14 protein-coding genes and 1 tRNA gene are annotated in these 26,777 nt (G+C 60.6%); 10 read left to right on the plus strand and 5 right to left on the minus strand.

Annotation, left to right across the window (positions count from 1 at the left end):
- Positions 1-35: 35 nt before the first annotated feature.
- Positions 36-2,195, plus strand: coding sequence for a RecQ family ATP-dependent DNA helicase (locus tag P8192_RS03400; RefSeq protein WP_278158519.1), 2,160 nt, complete (start codon positions 36-38; stop codon positions 2,193-2,195).
- Here P8192_RS03400 and manB read toward each other — a convergent pair whose 3' ends face one another.
- Together manB and P8192_RS03410 are read right to left on the minus strand one after the other, a co-directional pair.
- On the minus strand, positions 2,196-3,725 hold the full coding sequence (manB, locus tag P8192_RS03405) for a phosphomannomutase/phosphoglucomutase (protein WP_278158520.1): 1,530 nt from the start codon (positions 3,723-3,725) through the stop codon (positions 2,196-2,198).
- Between the two features lie 36 nt (positions 3,726-3,761).
- Positions 3,762-4,520: a DUF1345 domain-containing protein gene (locus P8192_RS03410; protein ID WP_278158521.1), complete on the minus strand. Its 759-nt coding sequence runs from the start codon at positions 4,518-4,520 to the stop codon at positions 3,762-3,764.
- A gap of 141 nt (positions 4,521-4,661) precedes the next feature.
- Between P8192_RS03410 and P8192_RS03415 the strand changes: the two genes are divergently transcribed.
- Together P8192_RS03415 and P8192_RS03420 are read left to right on the plus strand one after the other, a co-directional pair.
- The gene (locus tag P8192_RS03415; RefSeq protein WP_278158522.1) at positions 4,662-5,882 is read left to right on the plus strand and encodes an MFS transporter; all 1,221 of its coding nucleotides are present in this window, start codon (positions 4,662-4,664) and stop codon (positions 5,880-5,882) included.
- Between the two features lie 9 nt (positions 5,883-5,891).
- Positions 5,892-6,626 (plus strand): hypothetical protein, encoded by a 735-nt coding sequence (locus P8192_RS03420; RefSeq protein WP_278158524.1) that lies wholly within the window; start codon positions 5,892-5,894, stop codon positions 6,624-6,626.
- 26 nt (positions 6,627-6,652) lie between these two features.
- On the opposite strand, the gene P8192_RS03425 is transcribed toward P8192_RS03420, so the two are convergent.
- Positions 6,653-6,967 carry an XRE family transcriptional regulator gene (locus P8192_RS03425; protein WP_278158526.1) on the minus strand — a complete coding sequence of 105 codons (315 nt, stop codon included), beginning with the start codon at positions 6,965-6,967 and terminating at the stop codon, positions 6,653-6,655.
- A gap of 775 nt (positions 6,968-7,742) precedes the next feature.
- Positions 7,743-7,831, minus strand: a tRNA-Ser gene (locus P8192_RS03430).
- Positions 7,832-7,977: 146 nt separating this feature from the next.
- On the opposite strand from P8192_RS03430, the gene P8192_RS03435 reads away from it, so the two are divergent.
- From P8192_RS03435 to P8192_RS03450, 4 genes are all read left to right on the plus strand, one after another.
- Positions 7,978-9,993, plus strand: coding sequence for an FAD/NAD(P)-binding protein (locus P8192_RS03435; RefSeq protein WP_278158528.1), 2,016 nt, complete (start codon positions 7,978-7,980; stop codon positions 9,991-9,993).
- 558 nt (positions 9,994-10,551) lie between these two features.
- Positions 10,552-11,699 (plus strand): IS3 family transposase gene (locus tag P8192_RS03440; protein WP_278158466.1). Its coding sequence is split into 2 segments (ribosomal slippage): positions 10,552-10,822 and positions 10,822-11,699, totalling 1,149 coding nucleotides; the frame shifts between segments, so codons are not numbered across the junction.
- A gap of 246 nt (positions 11,700-11,945) precedes the next feature.
- Positions 11,946-12,473, plus strand: a complete 528-nt coding sequence (locus tag P8192_RS03445) for a hypothetical protein (protein ID WP_278158530.1) — start codon at positions 11,946-11,948, stop codon at positions 12,471-12,473.
- A gap of 30 nt (positions 12,474-12,503) precedes the next feature.
- Positions 12,504-14,774, plus strand: a complete 2,271-nt coding sequence (locus tag P8192_RS03450; protein WP_278158532.1) for a 3'-5' exonuclease — start codon at positions 12,504-12,506, stop codon at positions 14,772-14,774.
- 29 nt (positions 14,775-14,803) lie between these two features.
- Here P8192_RS03450 and P8192_RS03455 read toward each other — a convergent pair whose 3' ends face one another.
- A complete protein-coding gene (locus P8192_RS03455) occupies positions 14,804-15,997 on the minus strand; it encodes an IS110 family transposase (RefSeq protein ID WP_278158534.1) in 1,194 nt (397 codons plus the stop codon).
- A 407-nt stretch (positions 15,998-16,404) separates the two neighbouring features.
- On the opposite strand from P8192_RS03455, the gene P8192_RS03460 reads away from it, so the two are divergent.
- From P8192_RS03460 to P8192_RS03470, 3 genes are all read left to right on the plus strand, one after another.
- A protein-coding gene (locus tag P8192_RS03460; protein ID WP_278158466.1) for an IS3 family transposase occupies positions 16,405-17,552 on the plus strand; the annotation gives its coding sequence in 2 pieces (ribosomal slippage) (positions 16,405-16,675 and positions 16,675-17,552; 1,149 coding nt in all).
- Positions 17,553-17,728: 176 nt separating this feature from the next.
- The gene (locus P8192_RS03465; RefSeq protein ID WP_278158536.1) at positions 17,729-20,773 is read left to right on the plus strand and encodes a hypothetical protein; all 3,045 of its coding nucleotides are present in this window, start codon (positions 17,729-17,731) and stop codon (positions 20,771-20,773) included.
- Between the two features lie 17 nt (positions 20,774-20,790).
- Positions 20,791-26,139 (plus strand): DEAD/DEAH box helicase, encoded by a 5,349-nt coding sequence (locus tag P8192_RS03470; RefSeq protein WP_278158538.1) that lies wholly within the window; start codon positions 20,791-20,793, stop codon positions 26,137-26,139.
- The last annotated feature ends 638 nt before the right edge of the window (positions 26,140-26,777 follow it).

Raw genomic sequence — 26,777 nt, forward strand, 5'->3', positions numbered from 1 at the left:
ACCCGCGCGCCGAGCCGGTCCCGTAGGATGTGGCCATGCCCAAGACTGACACCTCCCTGCGTGCCGAAGCCGAGAGCGCGCTGCGCCGTCTGGTGGGACGCGATGACGCCGTCTTCCACGACGGCCAATTCGAAGCCATCGAGGCCCTGGTGGAGCATCGCCGCCGAGCACTCGTGGTCCAGCGCACCGGTTGGGGTAAGTCTGCGGTGTACTTCCTCTCCGCGCTGTTGCTACGCGCCCGTGGTGCCGGGCCCACGCTGATCGTCTCCCCGCTGTTGGCCCTGATGCGTGACCAGGTCGCCGCCGCCCAGCGCGCCGGCGTGCGGGCCGCCGCGATCAACTCCGCCAACGCCACCGAATGGGACGAGATTCAGCAGCGCCTGACTCAAAACGATCTTGACGTGTTGCTGATCTCGCCCGAACGACTGAACAATCCGCGGTTCCGCGACCTCTACCTGCCGCAACTGCTGCGCACCATGGGGCTGCTCGTGGTCGACGAGGCACACTGCATCTCCGACTGGGGTCACGACTTCCGTCCCGACTACCGCCGCATCCGCGACGTCATCGGCTCACTGCCCGCCTCCGGAGACACCCGAGTGCCCGTACTGGCCACCACCGCCACCGCCAACGAGCGCGTGGTCCACGACGTGATGGAACAGCTCGGAGCCGCCAGCACCGAGGAGGTCTTCCTGCTGCGCGGGCCGCTGTCGCGCTCCTCGCTGCGCTTAGGCGTGCTGCGCCTGGCCAACCCCGCTCAGCGCCTGGCCTGGCTGATCACCCACCTCAAAGATCTCACCGGATCCGGCATCATCTACACGCTGACCGTCTCCTCCGCCCAAGACACCGCCCGGGCGCTGAGCGAGGCCGGCCATACGGCGGTGGCCTATACGGGCCGCACCGATCCGGAGCAGCGGGCCGAACTGGAGCAGGCGCTCAAAAACAACGACGTCAAAGCACTGGTGGCCACCTCCGCCCTGGGCATGGGCTTCGACAAGCCCGATCTCGGGTTCGTGGTGCATCTGGGCGCTCCCAGCTCGCCGGTGGCCTACTACCAGCAGGTGGGCCGTGCCGGCCGCGGCACCGACCACGCCGATGTGCTGCTGCTCCCCGGCCAGGAAGACCGTGACATTTGGCGCTACTTCGCCACTACCTCCATGCCCGACGAACACCGGGCTCGCACGGTGCTCGACGAGCTCAGCGCAGCCGGTGCGCCCCTGTCGGTCCCGGCCCTGGAAGCCCGCGTGGATATTCGGCGCACCCCGCTGGAACTGCTGCTGAAGGTCCTCGCGGTGGACGGGGCGGTGGAGCGGGCCGCCGGGGGCTGGCAGACTACTGGAGTAGCGTGGAGCTACGACGGCGAACGCTACGGTCGGGTGGAAGCCGAGCGCATCGCCGAGGAAAAGCTGATGCTCGACTACGAACATACCGAGCAGTGCCGCATGCGGTTTTTGGCCACCGTGCTCGATGACCCCTACGCCGCCGACTGCGGGCGGTGCGACCGGTGCGCCGGCCCCTGGTACCAAACCGAGGTCGCTGACGACGCCCGGGCCCAGGCCTCCCGGGCGCTCGGCCAGGTGGGTGTGAGCATCGAACCGCGCCGGGCCTGGCCCACGGGAATGGACCGGCTTGGGGTGGAACTCAAAGGCAAGATCCCGGAGACCGCCCAGTCGGAGGAGGGCCGGGCCATCGCCCGGCTCTCCGATGTCGGCTGGGGTACCCGGCTGCGCGAGCTCCTGGGGCAGCGCGACGATGTCTCCCAGGACCACCCGGTGGACAAGGCACTCATGGATGCGATGGTCACCCTGCTGAAGGAATGGCCATGGCAACAACGTCCCATCGCCGTGGTCAGTGTGCCCTCGCGCCGTCGCCCCACCCTGGTGCGCAGCGCGGCTGAGGGAATCAGCTCCATTGGCCAGTTGCCGTACCTGGGGGAGTTAGCCGCACCCTTCGGTGGTCCAAGCGGACCTCCGGGCGGCAATAGCGCCTTTCGGCTGGCCGCGGTGTACGAACAGTTCAGCGTGCCCGAGCCGATGTCACAGGCACTGCAGGAAGCTGCAGCTCAGGGCCGGTCCGGCCCGGTACTCCTCGTGGACGACCTGGTGGACTCCCGGTGGACGCTCACCGAATGCGCTCGGATATTGCGTGCCGCCGGAGCCCAAGGCGTACTACCCCTGGCGCTGGCCTCAGCAGGCTGATCAGCTGCGGACCAGTGCCAGCACCGCGTCGCGCACGATCTCCATGGTCTCGCGGTCGTGTGCCTCACCGTTGTAACGCAAGAACGGTTCTGTGTTGGAGGGGCGCAAGTTGAACCACCAGCTGCCATCAGCAGCGGAGACGGTGGTGCCGTCCACTTGGCTCACCCGAGTCTCCCGACCCGCCAGCTTCGGGTGGCAGGGCTCGCACACGTAGCCCGTATTCGCACCCGATTCCGGCCAGCCCACCGCGAACTCAACGAGCACCTTCTCCACAGCGGCATCCTTGTCGGCCACCTCGGAGTTGATCTCCCCGGACGCCACGTAGGGGCTGTACTCGGCGGCCAGTTCCGACAGCGGAAGCGGCTGCTCGCCGAGGGCGGCCAGCACGTGCATTGCGGCCAGCATGCCGGTATCGGCGTTGAAGAAGTCGCGGAAGTAGTAGTGGGCGGAGTGCTCGCCGCCGAACACCGCAGATTCCTGCGCCATGACCGCCTTGATGAATGAGTGCCCCACGCGGGTCTCCACAGCGCGACCACCCTCGGCTGCCACCAGCTCCGGCACCGCGCGCGAGGTAATCAGGTTGTGAATCACCACCGGGGTCTCCTCCGGGGCGTGCACCACACCGTTGACCGTGGAGCCGGCGCGGGCCCGATGAATCTCTCGGCGAGCCACCAGTCCGGTCACCGCCGAGGGGGAGACCGGCTCACCCTGCTCGTCGATGACGAAGCAACGGTCGGCGTCACCGTCGAACGCCAACCCAAGATCGGCGCCGTGCTCACGCACCGCCGCCTGCAGATCCCGCAGGTTCTCCGGCTCCAGCGGGTTCGCCGGGTGGTTCGGGAACGTGCCGTCCAGTTCGAAGTACAGCGGAACGATCTCCAACGGCAGTGCGGCGAGCTCGGCGTCGCCCAGCACCGCGGGGGTGGTCTTGCCAGCCATACCATTGCCGGCGTCCACGACGACCTTCAGCGGGCGGGAGCCGCTCAGATCCACCAGTGAGCGCAGGTAGCCGGCGTATCCGGCCAGCAGGTCCTTCTCGATGCGCGAGCCCAACGCGACCACTGGCTCGGGCAACCCGGACTCCAGATACCCCTGGGCCACGTCGCGGATCTCAAACAGCCCGGACTCCGACGAGATCGGCACCGCCCCGGCCAACGACATCTTCATCCCGTTGTACGCCGCGGGGTTGTGCGAGGCGGTGAACATCACGCCCGGGGCGTCCAGCACCCCGGCAGCGTAGTAGAGCATGTCGGTGGAAATCAGACCCAGATCAACAACGTCGGCGCCGCGCTCAGTGGCACCCTCGGCGAAAGCAGCAATGAAAGCAGGGGTGGAGGCGCGCATGTCGCCGCCCAGCAGCACGGTCTGCCCGGCCAGGTTGAGCACCTCCACGAAAGCGGCACCCACGGCGCGCACCGATTCCTCCGTGATGGTCTCTCCGACAATGCCGCGCACGTCGTAGGCCTTGAAGGAATCGGTCAGGTCAATCGGCGTCGCAGCGCCCGGGGATCCAGAAACAGGTGAAGTCACGAGGCTCCAGTGTAGTCAGAGGTGCTGAAAACATCCTTACGACAGCATCAGCGTGGCGAGAGAAGCGAACACCATCGAGTTGAATGCGAAGCTCACCAGCGCATGAGACTGCAGTGCCCGCCGCGCTCGCGACCCCGACAGTTGAGCATCGGCAGGACCCAGCATGGTGGAGACCCCCACGGCCAGCGTCATGTAGTCCGACCACATCGGGTGGGGCGTGCCGGGAAACGTGATCGACGCCGTCTCAGTGCGATAGTCGACTGCGGAGAGCCGAGCGTAGGCCAGCGCCTGCGTGACCACCACCGTCACCCAATTCACCACGGAAACCAGTACCGCCAGGATCCGCATGCCGAACTCAGCGCGCACCTCCGGTGAGATCATCACCACCACTGTGTAGATCAGTGCCAGCAGGCACATCTGCAGCGACAGCGACATGGTGCCGTCCGAGCTCATCAGGTTCATGAACCAGCCTCGATCGGTGCTGGGTCCGCTCGAGGTGGTGCGCAGCTTCTCGTGTAGACGTGCCGAATCCAGCCGCTGGAACCACCAGATCGTCATCGTCACGTACACCACGGAGTACAGAATCCAATAGACCCCCAGGTAAAGCAGTAGCGAGAACATATCTAGAGGCAGGCCCACTTCGTGATCAGGGCGAACGGAACCGATCCAGAACGTCAGCGGGATGCTCAGGGGCAGGAACACCACCATTGAGATGGCCACGACCAGCGTGGATCTCCAGACGTCGCTGTCCATGGTCGATTGCCAGGCTCGGTGCGCCAGGAATCGTAGCCTCATGACGCCACTCTCACGACTGCCTGTGCGCGGGCGTGACTCACAGCGTCAGTGTGTCCAGGTTCGGTCTACAGTGAGTCGAGGGGCGACCGCCTGGACCGAACGCCCTATCCAGATGACACACGACGAGGGGCTGAGATCACCGTGGGAGACACCTGGCAGGGGCACACACCCGGCACCGGTGGATACCGTCGGCTGCTGACCGGCCTCTTCCTGGCTGGTGTGGCGACCTTCGCCCAGCTGTACTCGCCCCAGGGGCTGCTGCCCTTGATCAGCCGGGACCTGGGTGTCAGTGCCGATCAGGCCGCACTGTTGATCTCCACCTCCACCCTGGGTCTGGCATTGTCCGTGATTCCGTGGGCGTTCATTGGCGACCGGATCGGACGCAAACGAGCAATGACGTGGTCGATCGTGCTCGCTTGTACTGCGGCAGTCGTCACCGTGGTGGTGCCCACCTTCGAGCTGATGCTCGCGTTCCGACTGCTGGAGGGCCTAGCCCTCGGCGGGGTACCAGCCCTGGCGCTGGCCTATTTGAACGAAGAAGTTCACCCTAAAACTGCAGCCCAGGCGGCGGGCACCTACGTGGGCGGCACCGTCATCGGCGGACTCTCCGGGCGCATCATCGCCGCACCCTTAGGCGACCTGTTGGGTTGGCGCCTCGGGGTGTTGGTGGTCGTGGTGCTGGCGGTGCTCTGCGCCGCCGGATTCGTCGCGCTGAGCCCCCGCGCCCTCAATTTTGTACCGGGACGCCAGAGCCTCACCGAAGCGCTGCGCTCGATCACCGGCAACCTGCGCTCACCGTTGTTGCTCAGCATGTATCTGCACGCGATGCTGCTGATGGGTGGCTTCGTGGCCATCTATAACTTCCTCGGATTCCACCTTATGGAGGAACCGTTCTTCCTGCCCGTGAGTCTGGTATCCATGGTGTTCCTGGCGTACTTGGCCGGCAGCTACACCTCGCCCTGGGCGGGTAAACAAGCCGGAAAATACGGTCATCGGCGGGTGCTGATCCACTTGGTGATCGTCATGATCGGCGCGGTGCTGTTGACGCTGACGCCGTGGCTCTGGCTGGTCATCATCGGACTGGTGGTCTTCACCGGGGCCTTCTTCGGCGCACACTCGGTGGCCTCCGGTTGGGCCGCTTCAGGCGCGGTAGCCGGGCGAGCGCAATCCTCGGCGCTCTACAACGTCGGTTATTACACCGGGTCGAGCCTCTTCGGCTGGCTGGGTGGGGTCTTCCTGCATTTTTACGGCTGGTCCGGAACGGTGTTGATGACGGCCGGACTTGCGTTGATCTCCCTGGTGCTGGCGATCGTGATTCGTCCGGGTCGCCCTGCGGCAGACGGATCCTCGTCAAACCCCTAGACTGGTGGTATGGAGTACCTCGTCCCTGTGCTGATCATCGCTGTGGTCGCCCTCATCGCCGTGGGCGTCGGCGTGTTCATTTCGCGTGCCAGCAAACGCGCAGGAGCTGCGGGCAGCGGTGGGTCATCGGCCCCGCGCAAGCGTCGCGGCCTGGCCAACCGGGTCAGCCCCGAAGCCGCCGCCGAAGCCTCAGCCCGGATGGACCAGGAGACCCACCGCGAGGTGTACCGGCGCATCGCCGCCGGCCAGGCCGCCGAGGCCGCAGTGCTCTACCGCAACGCTACCGGTGTTGGCACCATGGACGCCATGTTCGACGTGCAGTCGCTGGCCTCCTACCCGCAGCAGTGGAACCCGGTGGCCGATGTCGACCCGACGGCTGATGACGACGCCGCCGATCAGTCCGCTGCGGCTCCGGTGCAGGATCAGGCGTCTGCGCCGTCGGTCATCGAGAAGCGGGAGTCCACCCCCGAGGTCACGGATCTGACGGTCCCCGATGACTGGCAGACCGAGGCGCCGTCGGCGGATCAGCCGTTCCACGTGGAGGTCGTCCGTCCCGAAGGCACCGTTCAGCTCTCCAGTGACGAGCTGCCGGCCTGGCTTAAGGACCAGATCACCGCGCTCGTGCGCGACCAGCGCGTAGAAGAAGCCGCCAGCATGCTAGCCGAGCACACGCTACTCACCGACAACGAGTCCCTGGACCTGCTACGCATCATCGCCCAAGAGCAAGGCAAACAGGACGACTGACCCCTCGGCCGGATCAAGAGGCTGGGTTAGACATCGTCTTCAGCGGTCGGTCCACCTTCGCCTTCCCAACGGCCGATGGAATTGATCTTGCCGCGAGCGAATCGCAGCCGGACACCGTACCCGCCCTCGGGGCCGTCCGGAATGAAGACCGCACCGAGACGGGACAACGCGTGCTCCACGCGGGTCTGCTCGGCGTCGGAGAGGTCATGCAGACCCTTCTCGAAACTGCGGAGCTGGTCCAGGGGCACGTCGGACTCGCTGGCTACGTACTGGGCGTTGACGCCGACGAGGGCGCGGGCCGCGCGAGCCAATTCACCATTGAATATGTACTCACTCTTCATATGACCAGTGTCTCACTATCGGCGAGAGCGATCCAGGGTGGTGGGTTAGTTGCAGCGTTGCTTTGCGGCGTTGTACTACTTGGATGACGGCCCCGGACCCGAAGCTGAAGACCAAGATCCCGGCTACGAGCGACGCGAAGTTGGCGATTGCACCCACCACGACAGCGGTCATTCCGATCTTGTATGCGTCCATGGTTGGCACTCGATGCTCAAGGAGTAGGGTCCTGCTGGGGCACACCCTCATAAAGAACGGGAACAGCCCCGGAAACATTGGCTTGTTTCCGGGGCTGTTTCGGCGGAGACGGGGGTGTGTGATCTCAACACATCGTTCACCCATGTCCTGAGACATCCTTCACCCAATAGGACACACCCAGCCTTCACGCTCGGTGCCCGAGAGATCATTCACCTAATGTCCTGAGACATACTGCGGGTCGAACAAAGGCCACTGCGGCATGCGAACGGAACCAATGGTTTGGCATTAGCTGTCGCGCTCAGATTCAGCTAGTTCTCGCTCTGCCTCGAGCGGCGCCGCTGCAAGCACACGGACGAACTCTCGCCTCCGGAGCGCTACCTCGGCCCCGGACGCGTGGGAGCGCGCGATCAGGTCGTCCATGCCAGAAAGTTCGCAGCTGGACCAGCGGCTGTATCCGGACTAATTCATTCGTCAGGTTCCATATTGCACAATCCCGAAAAACTACCACCATGCAATAGGACAGCCCGAAAACACGAATGTCCTGGGACATCGTTTGCACGATGTCCCAGGACATTACATCGGCGGAGACGGGGGGATTTGAACCCCCGGTCCGGTGTTAGCCGGACCCTTCATTAGCAGTGAAGTCCATTCGGCCGCTCTGGCACGTCTCCCCACGATGTTCTCTTGCGAAAACGTCGTCACGACAGGATACCGAATTCGGAACCTCAAGATCAAAGCGAGCTCGACCACGTGTGGGCCCCACCACAACTAAGCTGAAGATGGTGTGAAAGCTATGGCGAGAGGAATAGGGGAGAAGATGTCACAGATCGACTCATCCACGGGTACAGATCAGCGGACCGTCACCATCGCGGTGATCGGTGCCGGTCCCCGGGGTGTGTCCTTCCTGGAACGACTACTGGCACAGTTGTCTCGCGACACCCTCTCCCAGCGCGTGCGGATCGTTGTTTGCGAACCGCACCAGGTGGGCCCGGGCCGAGTATGGTCGACCGAGCAATCGGAGCTGCTGCTGATGAACACGCCGTCGTTCTACCCGACGGCGGCGGCCACGGCAGGGACCGGACTGGCCGATTCTGGCGTGGGGCTGACCTTTGACCAGTGGCGGCAATCGACGGCCCGAGTGAACGCGACTCTGCACCGCAATGACTATCCTCCGCGCGCTGTTTATGGGGCCTACCTGCGCGAGCTGAGCGATCGAGTTCGCGCCGCCCTGGAGAATCATCCCGCCGTGCAGGACTACACGATCGTCTCCGAAAACATCGTAGAAGTTGTTGAAGCGGAGCACGCCGGATACTCGCTCGCGACGGAGTCGGGGCGGGTACTCCAGGCCGATCACGTCGTCTTGGCACTAGGCCATGGGGAAGCCAGGCTGAACCGCAATCAGCAGCAACTGCTCGACGCGAGTGAATCCGTCGGACTGAACTACATCCCACCGAACCTGCCCGCGGAGGTGGACTATGCCAGCATTCCTGCTGGCGCCGATGTGCTGATCCGCGGCATGGGCCTGAACTTCTTCGATGCGCTGAGCCAATTCACCCAGGCCCGCGGCGGAACGTATGTCGAGACCGGCCGCGGACCGGGGCAGCGCTTCGATTACGTTCCCAGCGGCCAGGAACCGGTGCTCCACGCCGGGTCACGTCGCGGCACGCCCTATTTCCCGAAAGCCGAGACCGACGCGTTCGTGCCGCACGGTGTCACCTTGCGCTACCTCACCGATGCAAATGTCCAACGCTTGCTGGACCAGGACGAACAGGTCGATTTCCAGCGAGACCTCTGGCCGCTGATTCACCGTGACGTGGTGCGCGCCTACTACGACACCTTGGTGCAGGAGAAGCCCGAGACGTTCGGTGCGGTGACGACGGCCCGGAACTTCTATACGCATCTGGTCACGATGCTCGAGGTATCAGACCGAGGAGAACCGTTGACGCGGCGTCATGTGGAAGATGCGCTGCGCGATTTCGGCCTCGACCAACAGCCCTTTGACATCCGCTCACTGTCTCAGCCCATCGCGGACTCGTCGTTCGCCACCTCGGAGGAATACCAGCGGGAAGTCCATGACGTGTTGGTGCAGCTATGCGAGCATGCGGCCGCAGGGGAGCGCTCGGCTGTGATGATGGCGATCGGTACCCTGCACGCCGCGCGGTTGGTGGTCAAGCGCCTGGTTGCTGAGCAACGGGTGTCGGACCCTTCGCGGCTGCGAGATATCGCTGGCTGGTTCGAGCCTCTGGTGGAAGGGCTGGCGTCGGGACCGCCACTAGAGCGCATCGAGCAACTGCTGGCCGTCTCCCGTGCGGGTCTGGTGCAGTTCATCGGCCCGGCTCCGCACTTTGAGGTTGCCGAGAGTATCGACCATGAGGGTCAATCGCGGTTCGCAGCCGTCAGCCCGCATGTGGGCACCGACGCGAATCCGGTGGCCGCGCACCTGCAACGACGCCCCAGCCAGTTCCGGCACGAAGGCACCTGGATGTTGGAGGCAATGATGCCGGCCAACCAGGTGCAGCTCTCCGAAAACCCCCTGCTGCGACAGCTGCTCGACAGCGGGTTGGCTCGACCTCGTCCTGAAGAGAATGACGAAGGCGCGATCCTGCCCGGGCGCGGGCTGGACGTCACCGCGCCGCGACCCTATCGGCTGATCCGCGCGGACGGGACCGCCCATCGCAGTGTCTACGTGCTCGGTCTCCAGCTGGCCTCTGTGCAGTGGGGTACCGCTATTGCTGCCGAGTCTGGCCAGGATCCGGCCGGCCGGGCTTGGACCTTGGGCGACGCCGATGCCGCAGCCCGAGACATACTGGACCGGTTGGGAAATCAGCGGTAGCCATCCTCAACGTGTCGGCTCTAGCGAAGTCGAGAGCGTAGTAACGCTGGAGAACATCCTGTGAGTGTTCCGATGCCTAGAAGATAGATTGAATGAAGCTGAAGCCCAGACCTGTTCGTTAGCGACACCTCCAGGGTCGCTCTTAGGACATACCTTTACCTTAACTTTGAAAGGTCCTAGGGATCTTGTTGTTCAGTCGACCGTTGAGTCGAGCATATCCAAACGTTTCCTTGACGCATCTCCCAACGCCATTCATAGCTGATCTTGCAAACACATTGGGTGCAATCGGCAAACCGCGCAGACGGTGAAAGCCAGATTAGGGCAATGGCACCACAGGACAGAAGCTAGTGATTTAGCCGCTCAAATGCGTTGAATAGCGATGGCTGTACTCGTTACATCTATCTGAGAACTTCGAATTCTGCATTACCGGTAGCAACTTCATCGCGCTTGCTTTTCAGGTCTACTCCTTGATCGGCGTCTCTGGGCTGACCCCGTTTTCTAGGTCCATTCGTTATGTGAGTCCTGACCCCCGCGCTCGCGGGGAGAATGGATCACACGATGAGCAAACAAAGAAGGCGTCACACCCCGGAGCAGATCGTCCGGAGACTCGGGCAAGCCGACCGGCTCCTGGGCGAGGGCAATACGATCGCCGATGCCTGCCGCGAGCTCGGGGTTACCGAGCAGACCTATTATCGGTGGCGAAACCAGTACGGCGGCATGAAAGCCGACGACGCGAAACGGCTCAAGGAGCTCGAGAAGCAGAACGCGACCCTGAAGCGGTTGCTTGCCGAAGCAGAGCTCGAGAAGGCTGCTTTGAAGGAGTTGGCTGAGGGAAACTTCTAGGCCCGGGTAGGCGTCGCGCCGCTATCACGCACCTGATTCGCACCTTGCAGATCAGTGAGCGCATGGCGTGCCGCCTGGCCGGGCTTTCCCGCTCCGCATGGCGGCGGCCGCTCCGAGGCGACACCCCGGCAGACCCTGACCAGGCGCTGCGCGACTGGCTCCGGAAGTTTGCGAAGAACCACCCACGTTGGGGGTACCGACGTGCGTACCATGACGCGCGTGCTGAGGGCTGGAATGTGAACCACAAGAAGGTACAACGTTTGTGGCGTGAAGAAGGGCTCCGGGTGCCGCAGAAACGTCGGCGGAAGCGGGTGGGGTCATCAACTGCTGACGCCCCCAAGGCGGCTGCGCCGGGCGTGGTGTGGGCGGTTGATTTCCAATTTGATGTCGATGAGCGCGGCAAAGCGATCAAGATCTGCTCCATCGTGGATGAGCACACCCGCGTGTGTTTGGGTGGTCTTGTGGAGCGGTCGATCACCGCAGAGCGATTCATCGAGCATCTCGAGGAACTCGTCGCTGAGCATGGGGCACCGATGATGCTGCGAAGTGACAACGGGCCGGAGTTCATCTCGGATGCCGTTGCAGACTGGGCTGGCACGAGAACCGGGTTGTCGTACATCCCGCCCGGTCAGCCCTGGCGAAACGGATACGTTGAGTCGTTCAACTCGAGGCTCCGCGACGAGTGTCTGAACATCAACAGCTTCTACTCGCTGCTCCATGCACGGGTCGTGATCAGCGACTGGAAGCACGAGTACAACCACGAGCGCCGACATTCCTCGCTGGGGTACCTGGCCCCGGTCGAGTACGCTCGATCCTGCACCCACACGTTCGAAGAAACCGACTCGCATACTGAGCGGACCTAACTACGGGGGCGGCCCATCTCCAGTCATGAACGCGAGTCATACTTTCGATGGTATTGGCTACGACGGATACGTCTATCTCATCGTCTAGATTCCCGTGCGGGTGGACTGACGAGTGCCGAGGGCGATGGGATCCATGCAGGGTGTGCTTCGCAAACATTCAATTTCTACCGCGAGCGAGATTTCTTGTCGCATAATGTGATTAATGTTGCACTGGAGTCCTTCGGTGGTCGGAAAGGAGCAGTAGCTGTGTCAGTCGGCAGCATCATGCATATTGGTCTCGAAGCGATCCCAGAGTCAGTTCTGCCTGTCGGTGCTGAAGCTCGGGTGGTTATATCCGCGACTGCAACTAGCGGGGGGCTCTGCAAGGTCCTGGAAGCCCTGCTTGATGAGGCTGAGGTGGGCAAGGTTGACCGCGCGGCTGGCATCGGTGGTAGCGACTTCGTGGACTTCTGGCGGACGTGGCTTGACTGGGCCAATTTACTTGTTTTAGGTGTAGGTCCATCGGGCCGCCGGGGCGCTGAAGATGACTGCGGCCATTTCATGGGGTCAGCAATGCACTCGCAGGTGACGTTACCTCACATCAGTGAGCAGGAGAGCGGGGACACTGATACTCAACTTCTGTGGAGGAGTGAAGGCGTAGTCGCGAGCAATAATGAGGAAGTGTTTGAGGAGGCGGCCGACGACGGCTCGCCCAATGTGGATGGTGGCGAAGCGGGCGGTTTACGACGGGCGCTGAGCATTAACTATGTGCGGAGTAGGCGCTCTACTTCGTGACCCGAGGGAAAAGGAACTTGAGTTATGCCGATGGTGATCCTGGCCAGCCGGAAGAATAAGTTGGACGGTTCGGTGGAACGGGCCGTGTTCAAGTTCCTCCACAAGTTGCAGTTGGACGATACTGTTCCCGGTCTACACATCGAACCTATGGTGAAAGCGCGCGATCGCCGCGCCCGCACAGGGCGGGTGAATGATCAGTGGCGAGCAGTCCTTTTCAAGCTTGAGAGCAAGCAGGATAGCCATTACGTCTATATTGGGACGTTCCCCCATGACGAGGCGATCAGAATCGCCCGCACACACGAACTGAAGATGAACACAGTGCTGGGTGTCCCCGAGGTCCAGCAGTACCACGACCGGCCTCAATCGAAGAATGCACCGGGCGCGGGCGTGACATGGCAAGTATCACAGACGTCGTCGCCTCAAGAATCGGAGAATCAGGGCCCTGATATCGCTGCTCACTCGACGTTATTGCCAGGTAAGTTGGCTGAATTGCCCGAATGGACGAACCAATTGCCGGAGTCCTGGGTGATTGGGGACCTTGTGTCCCGAGCGGGTCTCGATCACGATCTTGCCCGAAAAGCTCTCGAAGCTAATACTGAATCCGAGCTAAATTCACTGATAAACGACGCTCCTGAGGCGCAAGGACTAGTGCTCTTGGAATTGGCCAACGGGAGGGATCTAGACGAGGTCATGCGTGAGCTGGGTCTGGCGGCCATGCACATAGACGTCAACGAAGACGAACAGCTCATTCGGACACTGACATCTTCTAGTACCCCCGGCTTCGTGTTTGTCGGAGATAATCCTCAGGAACTCAAGGACGCAATTGAGTCGATGAACATAGACCGCTGGCGGGTATTCCTCCACCCGGAACAGCGCACCTACGTGGAGAAATCGACAAGCGGTCCCTTTCGGTTGTCCGGAGGTGCAGGGACGGGAAAGACGGTGGTACTGATCCACCGGGCTCGACACCTGACCCACGAAAATTCGCGAACCAGGGTGGTGCTGACAACCTTCACCCGCGAACTGGCTGCCGCGCTACAACAACAATTGAGAAAGCTCGATAAGTCGGTGCCGCAGGTGGAACTTGGACAAACTGGGGTTTCCGTGCTCGGAATAGATCAGATTGCCGCACAGATGGTGTCTGACGCTAGTCCCGCAGAATTGCGAGTGGCAGTCACCGCAGTCTTGGGGGCGGGGGAGAACTCTTTGGCCGGGGGGCGCATCTCGGACACGCGCGAGCAATTCGAAGGTGCCGTCGACCTTGCATGCCCCGATCTTCCTGAGGAACTGTTGCACCCTTCATTCCTGAACCAGGAGTACATTTCCGTGGTACTGGCCAACGGGGTAGTTGACGAAGCTGGTTACAGCATTGCATCCCGTCGAGGCCGTGGTACCGCTTTGAACCAGTCGAGCCGCAAAGAGCTGTGGAAGGTTTTCGCTCAGTTCAGGAAGGCGAATCTGCTAGAAAATAAGGCCACCTATCCTGAGGTCGCCGCAATAGCTGCGAAAATTCTTCAGGAAAGGGCCGCTCGAGGCGAGAAGTTGCCTGCCGATCGAGTTCTGGTGGATGAAGCGCAGGACCTACACGCTAGTCACTGGGCGCTGCTTCGAGCACTAGTCAAGCCCGGTACCGATGACTTGTTCATTGCGGAAGATTCTCACCAGCGTATTTACGGCGAGAAGGTCACTCTGTCCCGTTTCGGAATTAACATCGTCGGGCGATCGCGGCGCCTGCGCTTGAACTATCGCACGACCGCTGAAAACCTGGCTTTCGCCGTCGGGGTACTGAGTGGCGCAGAATATGACGACATGGAAGACGCGTCTGAGGACACTTCCGAGTACCGCTCGGTGCGTTCCGGACCGAAGCCCACGTTAGTGCAAGCGGAATCTATTGCGGATGAGGTGCACGCTGCGGCTATCCATATCCGTAGATGGATTGACGAAGAGAACGTCGATCCGAAGGCCATCGGTGTGATGGTGCGCAGCAACAAGGTCCGGAAGGTTGTTTCACGGGAGCTACGCGAATCAGATGTACTGAACAGTTGCATTGACATGAGTTCCGGGCGAGGGGCCATCGATGTTTTGACGATGCACAATGCGAAGGGTATGGAATTCGAACGTGCCATCGTGATGGGTGTGGGATCTGAAGAACTACCGGCCGCTTGGATGTTAGGTGGGATGCCGGAGAACGAACAGCGTGACCTACGGCTGAGGGAGCGCTCCCTCTTCTATGTAGCGGCCACTCGGGCTCGCGACGAGCTGGTGGTCACCTGGTCCGGGGAAGCTTCTGAGTACGTGTAACGGGCTTATCGTGATGCTCCTATATGGTGTCAAAGCGTTTGTAGGAGGTACTTTCGGTACTGCTTTGTGAAGTGATCATCTCGGCTTTGGCCGCGTTCGATCCGGGAGATCTTCCCCGGCGAAGTATCGAAGTGATCAGCGACCTGTGTCAGGGTCAAATGTTGCTGATGCCGCAGTGGGCGAAGGTCGTCTGAGGGCGGGACTTGATCAGGGTCAAGAATCAATGTGTAGACCTCGTTAGCCACATATCTCTTCAGACATCGCATGATCTCCCTGGTTCCCTTTCCCTCAGCGGTGCGGCGTTCAACATAGCGACGAGTACGTTCATCGTTGCCCATCCTGACCATCACGATCCGGTGCAACGCCCAATTCGCTTGCCGATCCCCGCCTCGGTTGAGGCGGTGACGCTGTGTCTTACCGGAAGAAGCCGGGATCGGACTCACACCACACAATGCTGCGAAAGCAGCCTTGGACTTGACCCGTTCCGGATTAGCCCCGGCAGTGACAAGTAACTGGGCCGCGGTGATCGTACCGATCGCTCGAGCCTGAGTGAGCTCCGGAGCCACCCGAACCGTCAGCACCTCCAGCTCCTCGACCGCCTGATCAATTTCCTCACCGAGGTATTCATAGCGCCGCGCCAATCGACGCAACACCCGCTTCAGCGTCTGATCTGATTGCGGACGACTAGCGGCCAGTACCTCGATGAGTTCCTCATCAGACAAGTACCGGTAAGACTCTCGTACCCGGGCTGGTGCGGTGGTGAGGAAGTCCTTGATCTGGACCATGGCCACGTTGCGGGCCTTAATGGCACTGCTGCGGGCTCGGAGTGTGACCCTGATCTGCTCGACCTCGCCATCCAGCAGCTTCGGGATCGGCAGGTCGTCGTTAGCTGCGACGCTCCGGGCCGCCGCATAAGCATCGATGGGGTCGGACTTGCCGTTGCGGCGGGCTGCCCGACTGGGGCGGATGACTTCTCGCACCACGATCCGCTCGGCCCGCAGATAGGCGGTGAGCCCGGCCCCATACGAGGCAGTTCCCTCCACACCGATACGTTGGACCGTCCCGAACTCACCCACGAAAGCCAAGAGCTGCTGGTAACCGAGAACCGTGGTGGGGAACTCGGTGTCACCGAGTCGGCGTCCCAACCCGTCGATCACGGCTACGTGGTGTGTCTCGGCATGGGTATCAACCCCGGCGTATACATCCAGTGCGGAACTTGCCATGATGGAACTGCCTTTCTCGTTGTGTTCAACCTTGGGAAGGCTCCGGCCGGACGGGCAGACAAGACATTGACGAGGCCGGGACCACCAGGCTCCTATGAGGTCATGTCCGTCCGGCTGGATCACCTCCATGTAAGGCCCCTGTATCCGGTGGGCAGATCACGAGCGGGAAACAGTGGTTCAGTCCTAGTGCTGGGCCACACCGGAGGCCTTATGACCCCATCCTCCTCGCCAGACGCCGCGATGTCAGTCCCACTCTCAGAGTCCTTTCGAGGCGGCGGGGCCGGTGGACACATCACGATCAAGACACATGCTGGTCAGTCCGAGTGGGAGTGGGCTGACCCCGTTTTCTAGGTCCATTCGTTATGTGAGTCCTGACCCCCGCGCTCGCGGGGAGAATGGATCACACGATGAGCAAACAAAGAAGGCGTCACACCCCGGAGCAGATCGTCCGGAGACTCGGGCAAGCCGACCGGCTCCTGGGCGAGGGCAATACGATCGCCGATGCCTGCCGCGAGCTCGGGGTTACCGAGCAGACCTATTATCGGTGGCGAAACCAGTACGGCGGCATGAAAGCCGACGACGCGAAACGGCTCAAGGAGCTCGAGAAGCAGAACGCGACCCTGAAGCGGTTGCTTGCCGAAGCAGAGCTCGAGAAGGCTGCTTTGAAGGAGTTGGCTGAGGGAAACTTCTAGGCCCGGGTAGGCGTCGCGCCGCTATCACGCACCTGATTCGCACCTTGCAGATCAGTGAGCGCATGGCGTGCCGCCTGGCCGGGCTTTCCCGCTCCGCATGGCGGCGGCCGCTCCGAGGCGACACCCCGGCAGACCCTGACCAGGCGCTGCGCGACTGGCTCCGGAAGTTTGCGAAGAACCACCCACGTTGGGGGTACCGACGTGCGTACCATGACGCGCGTGCTGAGGGCTGGAATGTGAACCACAAGAAGGTACAACGTTTGTGGCGTGAAGAAGGGCTCCGGGTGCCGCAGAAACGTCGGCGGAAGCGGGTGGGGTCATCAACTGCTGACGCCCCCAAGGCGGCTGCGCCGGGCGTGGTGTGGGCGGTTGATTTCCAATTTGATGTCGATGAGCGCGGCAAAGCGATCAAGATCTGCTCCATCGTGGATGAGCACACCCGCGTGTGTTTGGGTGGTCTTGTGGAGCGGTCGATCACCGCAGAGCGATTCATCGAGCATCTCGAGGAACTCGTCGCTGAGCATGGGGCACCGATGATGCTGCGAAGTGACAACGGGCCGGAGTTCATCTCGGATGCCGTTGCAGACTGGGCTGGCACGAGAACCGGGTTGTCGTACATCCCGCCCGGTCAGCCCTGGCGAAACGGATACGTTGAGTCGTTCAACTCGAGGCTCCGCGACGAGTGTCTGAACATCAACAGCTTCTACTCGCTGCTCCATGCACGGGTCGTGATCAGCGACTGGAAGCACGAGTACAACCACGAGCGCCGACATTCCTCGCTGGGGTACCTGGCCCCGGTCGAGTACGCTCGATCCTGCACCCACACGTTCGAAGAAACCGACTCGCATACTGAGCGGACCTAACTACGGGGGCGGCCCAGGAGTCACACCGACGAACCCGCGCCATTACCATCTTCAATGTCCGCCGTTTCGAGTTGACTCGGGAGCAATGAATATACACCGGCGAATGGCACCACCAACTGAGGAGGTGAACTCGTCAATGAACACGGAGAAAGAGGCAAGACATGAACGCTCACGGTGTGGAGTATGAGCAATGGAACTCGGCATTGGCGAGGTCCTATTTCATGCCTGAGCGAGCCGGCAACCTAGTTTATCTGGATCGGGATGATGTGGCGTTCGTCGAGGCGTGCCGAATCGTCGGAGTGAACGACGAAGATGCCGACAGATCACTGGCCGCAGCCGTTGCGTCAAAGCTGAAAATCAAGTCCTCGGGCCGATCAGCTTTTGCAGAATACGACCTCGACACTCGGAGATGGATCCGCCGACGACGGATTGCTGTCCGGGAGGGAACTGCTGTCTCGGCTCCCCCTCTGGTAGCACTTCTCATGCTCTTTTCGATCGCAGCTGAGCGCATTGGTGGGCCCTCGGTGGAAGGAAACACTGAGCAGGGCTTCTACTCAAGCCTTGAAAACCTTCTTGGGATCTCGCAGGCTGACACAGCACGGTTCCGGGCCTCGTTCCGCGATTCGAGCGAGGCTTACTGGGAAGCCCTGAGCGTTTGGCTGGAAGATAACCGTGGAGAGCTCGGAATTCCCAGCGCCTACGCCCTCATGCATCGTTACGTTGGGTTGCCGATCTCGCAGGCTCTCGTACGAGGGAGGGAGCGCAAGAATCTCGGGAAGCTGTTCGAGGAGCAGGGCTTCCATTCAGGAATGACAGTCGCCCCGATGGACATGTACGGGGCAATCGACGTCTGGGTCGCGACTGAGAGGTCCGCGGCGAACACTGCCATGCGTAAGATCTGGGCGCGGGAGGGCAACCGTGACCGCATTGTCGACATTGCCCTCGCCGAGTTGTCGGCTTGGGAAGGCCCGAAAGGTCCGTCAGATGTGGGATTCGTACAGTCCGCTCCGGAACGTTTGTTGCTCACGATGCGAGACTTCCGTGCTGGTCTGAAGAAGGAGATGCGGTTCGGGGTCATGGCCCTGTCTGGCCTTCAGCCGGGCGATCCAGTGGTAATCCTGGGTGATGACGGCGAACAGCTCGCCGTTGACCTCGAGCAGGTTGGTACATCGGCGGCTGGATTCGACATCAAGCGCGTTGGCTTGGACGTTGGTTCCGCAATCGGCGGCGACCTGAAAGTCCGCACCAACGAGGGCCGGATGCTCCGTCGGTTCCCGGGGCGCGTTATCATTTTGCCGCACGATCCAATGTCCGCCAGTTATGTAGAATCCACCCGCGTGATTGCGGCGACCAAGTCACGAATTCTTGTCAAAGATGAGCCTGGATTGCTGGATAAGGTGCTTAGTGTCGTGGATGACGCTGCGCAACCGGGATACACCGTCATCAGAGCAGGTCAAGGTGGTGTTCCAACCGGGTGGGTTGTCCTAAACGACGTCTTGTTCTTGCGCGCGCCGCGCGATGAGCTCACATCAGGGGCCCAAGATCTCAGTGGCTTCCAGCCACGGTTATCAACTCAAATGTCCATTACTGGTGGCCTCAAATTGCCGGGGCGTCTTCCTCGTTGGAGCTCGCGACTGCCACTGGATATCGCCATCGCCTCTGAAACCGACAAAAAAATCGATCTGGTAATGGAAACCAGGGACCCTGCGACACTCCAGGTCGTACCTCGCACGCTGGTAGCATCATTACAGATACCCGCTGTAGTTCCACTCAACGGTCATCTGCAAGGCGAGACCGACTTCACTTTGGTGCTCCGCGAGGCCGGTAAGAATGGTAGGAACCTCCAGACGCTGTCCGTGAAGCTTCGCGACTCTAGCATGGACACGCATGAGGTCGCCCGGGCTTTTCGGTCTCTGACCCATGACTTGCACGACCCATTGTGGCCGCTGCGGTCAGTGCCGTCTGCGGAGGCTGAGCATCCCTGCGTGGATGGTTTGGGGATCAATGCCCCTGTCATCCCAGTACCTGATGTGCCCTTCCCGGTAAAACCAACATGGAATCGTGCCCCGCGGATGAGGATGAGAGGTAAGCCCCTCAGGATCCCCGAGCCAGGGGCGAAGTCTTGCCTGGTCACCGGCGCACATAAGATCCAGCTGCCGACGTTCGACGGCGGCTTCCCGAAAACGCGTTGGATGTATGGCCATTGCTCGGAATGCGGGTTGAGCAAGAGATTTCCGACCTACGTACCCCGGAGCACTCGGCGGAACGAAACCCTGCCCTACACAGGAGAGGCAGTGGAAGTCACTCGCACACCTTTGCCGACGGTGCGTGATTCTGATGGTCACTGGCCAGCACTTATTGATGCTCTGTATTACCTAGGGGCTGGTACCAGGACGGAATTCTCCGTCTTGGCTCGCCAGATCGAGGACTCTGCCATCTTCGAAAGAGAACTGTTCAATAGCCTGGAAGCGCTGGGAATCCTCGAATTGCAACGCGATGCCAAAATGGGCGTCACCCATTGGGAAGTCGCTGCAACCGGTATAGGCGAACTCACTGATGGATCTTGGTTGCTGACTGGGTATTGGCCGCTCTTGGCCGCGGAGCCCCTGGTAGAGGAACTTGAGGAACACGGCGTAGATATAGTCCCGGTTGCACCAGAACGTCAATCCATGATCAAAGCACGGGGAATCGACGAAGAAGGAATCCTTGCCCTCGACACTGTGGAGGACGAGGTCGTGCTCTCGAGCGCGGCGTTAGCATTGGCTCAGGTTCTCCCGACCTTGTCGAGCGTTGGGGCAGGCCTGACACCGCAAGAAATGCCATTTGCACCTGCTTATGAGTACTTCGACGTACGGTCAGCCTCCTGGTACGACGTGGAACTCGCTTCACTCCCGGGGCTCTATAGGGTTTCGCAGAGCTACAGCGCGAAATACTTCTTCCGAACGAACGAGCATCTCATGAAGGGCACGAGTGTGCTGGTTCCTGTCGAACTTGGCAAGCATCTCGCGGCTCTGGCGCTGGATACCCCGTTGATTGCTTATGACCCCGTGACTACTGAGCTGAGGGTGCCTCTCGGGGCTGATCTCCCCGGGCTCTATGCGCGGGTCGCAACTTTGTGCAGTGGAGATCTTCCGGGGCGAGATCCGGCTTCTCGGTCTCTGGTCTATTCCAATGTGTCCGCCGAAACCGCTTCCACCCTGATCGGAAAGGTCCTCTTTTGAGCGTCAAACCAAACCCCATGAGCCTTGCAGCTGACCTGCAGGAGGCGTTCAGTCGTTATTACGCCACAAACTACGCATTGAGATCGCCGGGGCTTGCTGCGGATCGGGCGGAACTCCTCGCCCTTCCGGACCAAGTGTTTAAAGAACCACTAATAGAGCCGGTGATTCCGTACCCGTCGACGGACGACATGGTGGAAACTGCCATCCGCGCCGGATATTCCGAAGCAGTGGCTACCACCGTCGGAGACGCCCTGTTCAGAAAGCATGCGCGGCCTGGCGAATCCGCGAAACTCCGACGTCACCAAGCCGAAAGCATTCTGGTCAACCGGGGCGTGGGAGAAGTAGGTAAGCACAATATCGTCGTGACCTCCGGTACTGGCTCTGGGAAGACTGAAGCGATTCTCCTGCCGATTCTCCTGCGGCTGGTGGCTGAATCCGAGACTTGGGAGAACCCGGGACCGGTTAACACCTGGTGGAAGGGCGGCGGGTACTCGCCCATACGGAAGAACGAGAGCCGCCAGGCAGCGTTGCGTGCGCTGATCCTTTACCCCACCAATGCTTTGGTGGAGGACCAACTCACTCGGCTCCGGCTCGCTTTCCGGCGCATCTCGCAGTCGATGCCACAGGCACGACTATGGTTGGGGCGTTATACCGGGGCCACTCCGGGCAATAACGTCATGCCCAAGATAGGTGCGGCGTCAGGTGTCGTGGGTCGGGTTATGGAAGATCTGAGGGACTTGGAGAATGAGTTCGCTTCACTGACGCGATCAGGTTTAGTTTCTGACGAGGATCTTTCTCTGTTCACTGACCCCGCGGAGCACGAAATGGTCGCCCGCTGGGACATGGTCCAGTCCCCGCCAGATGTCATGGTGTCTAACTTCTCCATGATAAATGCCATCCTGATGCGCGACTTCGAAGCGCCAATGTTCAGACAGACCCATGAGTGGTTGGAAGAATCTGAAGACCACGTTTTCACTTTGGCTGTTGACGAGTTGCACTCCTATCGAGGTTCCTCGGGCAGCGAAATCGCACTATTACTGCGTCGACTCATGGACCGACTAGGACTTGAAACAGACAGTCCGCAGCTTCGGATCATTGGTGCCAGCGCCTCTCTGAACGATGATTCACAAGGTCTTGAGTTCCTCGAAGAGTTCTTCGGCACGTCGCGGTCGACGTTCGCCGTATCTTCCGGTCAACCGAAGACCCTTCATGCCAATCTTCCTCTGGCTACTTCCGAGATCCTGAAGCAAGCATCAGATGGGACATTGCAATCCAGATCTGCTGAGCTCTCTGAAGCACTCGCGGTGGCCTGCTTCGATGAAAGTGAGCGGCGGTACAGGGCACAGTATCTGACAACTCTCGCCGACAGGGTTTTCGGTGGAGAAGATTCTGAACAACGGGCGCTCGCTGCCGTCATGAGTGCGATCGCTGAAGGTGACGAAGTGGGCGTGCCTCTTCGAGGGCATATTTTCGCCCGGGTGCTTTCGGGCCTTTGGGCGTGTAGTAACCGATACTGCGAAGGTGTCGAGGATGGAAGACGGGATGAGTACCGGAATGTCGGCAAAGCGTTTTCCCGACCTATCTCGGTGTGTGACGACTGCGGGTCACGTGTTCTCGAGCTAATACTCTGCTCGGAATGTGGAGACACAAGCCTCGGCGGTTACATCCTTCCCCAAGGTGAGGGCGAAGAGAGCCTCAGTGCCACACCATCTGGTGTGTTGGCTGATCCTCCCGGGCTACTGACAAATCGTCGCCGTGCGGATTACCGGTGGTTCTGGCCGACGGCTGACGGAGTCGAGCCCATTGGAGTCAGGAAAACATGGGCTGCCAAGGGGTTCAAGTTGGGCTGGGCTCCGGCGCGTCTCACTGCAGACGGCCGACTGACGCAGCAAGGCGACGATGGGACCAACGGCTGGGTTTTGAATGTGGCCGGAAAGCCCGGTGCTGAGGCCACTCCGGCTGTTCCGGGACGGTGTCCTCAGTGCGGTCAGGAGAACCGACAGGACGATGGGTTCACTTCTGGATCGGTATTCACTCCGCTCCAAGGGCACGCCACGTCGCCTAGTCAATCGACGTCGGTATACCTCCGACAGTTGCCCAGGTTGCTGGGTGAACGCCCGGAGGACTATCGCACGATTGTGTTCACCGATAACCGGGATACTGCGGCGCGTACTGCTGCTTCGCTATCTGCCCAGCAATTCAAGGACATCCTTGTGCAGAACGTGGTGCGGGGACTCAAAGACGTAGCCCAGACGGACACGGCCGACTTGCTCATTCGTTATCTTGATGATTCGGAAGGCTTGACGGCTGCTGAGGAAGCTCGCGTTATGCATGTAATGAAGTCGAACAAGGCCGCCTACAAGGCCGCTACTAGGGTCTCCATTGGTCATTTCGATGCAAGCGACGAGGCAACACTTCAAGAGTTGCGCGATCAAGACTCCACTGCCATCAGTTGGCCGGACTTACGCGTGCGGGTGGAGTCTAGTTTCGTTGAGTTGGGTGTCAGTCCAGGCGGCCCTATCCCATACGCGCAAGCGATTCAAGGAGTTCCTTGGTATCGCTATTTTGATCCGCCGAGGGAAGGACAGTGGGTGCCCGAAGGGCCTACCCAGTCCGATCAAGTCCGACAAAAATTGGAGCGAATGCTCGATGAAGAGCTGGCGAGCCAAATCTTCGACGGGGGCCGTCGTGACATCGAGTCAGTTGGAGTTGCATGGTTGCAGGCCAACGTCGACAACGAGGGGTCGGGGCTCGACGGGGACATTTCTCAACAAGTGGCTTCGAGCTGCCTGCGGATCTTGGGCATGGCTGGCATCCACGAGGGACGCCGGCAGTACAATGCCGATGGCATCAAGGTGCCTAGCCCTGTAGCTAGGTACCTTGAGAATGTCAGTGCCCTGCATGGTGTGGACGCTACTCAACTGGAGAACTGGGTGTACGCCGCTTTTAAATCCTCCGGATACTTCAAGGAGGGATGGGTCCTATCTCTGCATGGGCCCTCGGTGCCGGTCGCCTTCGCACCAGTTGCGGACCACCAATGGACGTGTCAGCGGTGTGGCTTCGTACACCTTCATCCTTCTGCCGGAGTTTGTACGAATCGAGGCTGCAACTTCTCAGGGTTGATAGCTCGCAGGCGCTCTGACGTCGAGACGGACTACTATGGCTGGTTGGGTACTCGGGATGTGAGGCGAATCGCCGTAGCCGAATTGACGGCACAGACCAAGCCTGCTGCTGAGCAGCGTAAACGTCAACGCTGGTTCAAAGGGATTCAGTTGCCAGAGCCGGAGGAGAACAACCTGACGTGCCAATTGGACGTTCTGAGCGTGACGACGACCATGGAAGTGGGCGTGGATATCGGCACGCTCAACGCAACAGTGATGGCCAACATGCCGCCACAGCGCTTCAACTACCAACAGCGTGTGGGCCGCGCTGGTCGAGCCGGCCAAGCATTCTCTTTTGCGGTTACCTCATGCCGCGACTCGGCACACGATGAGTACTACTTTAATAACGCCTATCGGATGACCGGAGATCTGCCGCCGCAACCTTTCTTGGACCTCGGACGCGAACGTATCCTGCGCCGTGTAGCGGCAGCGGAGTTCCTAAAACAAGCGTTTGCGTCTTTGGGAGCTGATGCGCCGGCCTGGGGCCCCTCGAGTCTTCACGGTTCATTCGGGACCACGGAGACATGGCCAAGGTACCGAACGCGCGTCGAGGAGTGGCTGGCCACGAGTCCTACGATCGCGGCTATCACGAAGCGTGTGTCGGGGTACACGAAAGTAAGCCAGCCCCAGCTGTTGGCCATTGAAAACTGGGCGCGTACCGAATTAGTGTCGACCATCGACCAGGCCATTGAACTGTCTGACAAGACCGAGAACGAGCTGAGCCTTGTTCTCGCTTTGAGCGGACTACTGCCGTTGTTTGGTTTTCCAACGCGCGTTCGGAATCTTTACTTTGAGCCTGTCGGCGGGCGGAACATAGATGATTCTGTTGTTGCGGACAGGCCACTTTCCATGGCGATCACGAATTACGCGCCGGGGGCTGAAGTGGTTCGAGACGGACTGATGCATCTTGGCGCCGGTTTCGCGCACTACGCCAAGAAGGGCACCGCTTGGGTTCCCGCCGATCCCCTTGGACCGCGGCACTCGGTTGTAAAATGCCGTAGCTGCAACAAGACGTCACTCGGTCACGAGAGTGCAGACGTCACTACATCTGAGGGGAGTTGCATGAACTGTGGCGGTCCTGCCGATGAGTTTGATCTATATGAGCCGCGCGGTTTCAGGTCGACTTATCGTGATCGACCATTCCGGCTAGATGGGTCTCGCAGCCAAGGAAGAAGTGACCCGACTTTCGTACCGGCCGGGTCCCCGACGGAGGAACATTCAGTTCTGGCAGTTGACGTCAAGCTGTATGAGCAGAGCCAAATCCTCCAATATAACGACTATCGCGGTGACCTATTCGAGCTGAAGCGACAGCCGGACGAATCAGTTATTGCCGTTAATAAGGGCTTGTATGGCCCCAAATGGAAGGGGCAACCCTCCGGAGGCGTCGAGCTTGGTCGGGCCGCTATAGGAGAAATTAAGACCACAGATACGATGACGCTGGATTTGGCGCGCGCCAAGACCTCCAACGGCGGCTTGTACATCGGCGCTGATGACCTGCCAGCAGGACTAAGCGCGATGTGGTCTTTCGCAGAGGTTCTGCGTAGTGGTGCCAAGTCTTTGCTGGACATTGATCCGCAGGAAATGCAGATCGGTCTCGACGTGTACTCACGCGAGAAGCATCCGATGGCACGAGCATTCATGTCAGATACCTTAGACAATGGTGCCGGCTATGCCATTGAAATCGCCAAAGCCGATAACGTTGAGGTACTGCTCTTGGACACCAGGGAACGCATTACGGAACGGTTCGAAAATAACGGTCACCTGTCCTGCACGACATCCTGCCCAGACTGTCTTCGGACATGGGATAATCAGCGTCGGCATGGTGTGCTGGACTGGCGGCTCGCGCTGGATGTTCTTGACCTGAGTGCCGGTTTCGACCTGAACTTGCGTCGGTGGTTCTCCCGCACTGAGGAGCTTCGCTCCCTCGTCGCGCCCATTCATGACGGCGCACAGATAGTGACAGCGGGTACGTTTGAGGTTCCGGTCGTAACGCTGGACGAAGACGGCATCGGCGTCGTCATCGGACATCCATTATGGTTCCGGAATGGTGAAGAGACGGATGCACAAAGGCAAGCAATGTCCGAGGCTGCACAAGAACTGCCGGGCTTGCAACTTTCCCAGAGCGACCATGTTGAATTCGAGAAGAACGCCCTGTCGGTATTGGTGCGAGCACTTGACAGGAATGGTAAATATGAGTGGGTTTAGTGTGAATTCCCGCAGTGCAGAAACCTTTATTGAATAAGGTAATTAGTATGAACGGCGCCACCCGCGATGTTCCTCTCTCAGGAAAGTCCAGGATCAGTGGTTAAGCGCGTCGGCCAAAGACGGCCAGTCGTTCGCGTCATCATCCGTGCCGCCCTGCCAAAGTGAGCCGGGATCACAGTAGTATGTTGGGGCTCCATCTGCTGCGGTGAACCAGGCCTGCTTGGCTACCTTGACCCCAGGTGCCAAGCGTGGGCTGTCCACAGGTGTCTATGGCCGATACGTCAGCAGAACATTGTGGTTGGCATTCAATATTGTGACCAAGTGCCCCAAGATGTGGGACATAGAGCCGAAGGTTCACGGCGGTGCGGCCTTCGTACGCCGGGTCTCCAGAACGATGCCAGACGTGCTGTTCCAGCTGGTTGCCCAGAGCGAGGCTAGGAAGGCACAGGGAACTTCGGGACGGGAGCACGGGGCAACCCTTGGCCGAGAGGACGGTAGTCCGCTCTTCGCCCGTTGGCTCTGGGCCGGTTTCTGGAGCTTCATGTCGGTATGAATGTCCGTGCGTCCCTAGAGGGTTCGGAAGGCTGACGGTGTCCACTGAGGTGCGCCCGGTCATAAGCATCGCGCGACGGCGAAAC

The sequence above is a fragment of the Citricoccus muralis genome (assembly GCF_029637705.1).
Lineage (GTDB): Bacteria > Actinomycetota > Actinomycetes > Actinomycetales > Micrococcaceae > CmP2.

Excerpts from the sequence above, each read along its gene's own strand:
- P8192_RS03400 (WP_278158519.1), top strand. The coding sequence starts at position 36 with ATGCCCAAGACTGACACCTCCCTGCGTGCCGAAGCCGAGAGCGCGCTG.
- P8192_RS03410 (WP_278158521.1), bottom strand. The coding sequence starts at position 4,520 with ATGAGGCTACGATTCCTGGCGCACCGAGCCTGGCAATCGACCATGGAC.
- P8192_RS03420 (WP_278158524.1), top strand. The coding sequence starts at position 5,892 with ATGGAGTACCTCGTCCCTGTGCTGATCATCGCTGTGGTCGCCCTCATC.
- P8192_RS03425 (WP_278158526.1), bottom strand. The coding sequence starts at position 6,967 with ATGAAGAGTGAGTACATATTCAATGGTGAATTGGCTCGCGCGGCCCGC.
- P8192_RS03435 (WP_278158528.1), top strand. The coding sequence starts at position 7,978 with ATGTCACAGATCGACTCATCCACGGGTACAGATCAGCGGACCGTCACC.
- P8192_RS03450 (WP_278158532.1), top strand. The coding sequence starts at position 12,504 with ATGGTGATCCTGGCCAGCCGGAAGAATAAGTTGGACGGTTCGGTGGAA.
- P8192_RS03455 (WP_278158534.1), bottom strand. The coding sequence starts at position 15,997 with ATGGCAAGTTCCGCACTGGATGTATACGCCGGGGTTGATACCCATGCC.
- P8192_RS03470 (WP_278158538.1), top strand. The coding sequence starts at position 20,791 with ATGAGCCTTGCAGCTGACCTGCAGGAGGCGTTCAGTCGTTATTACGCC.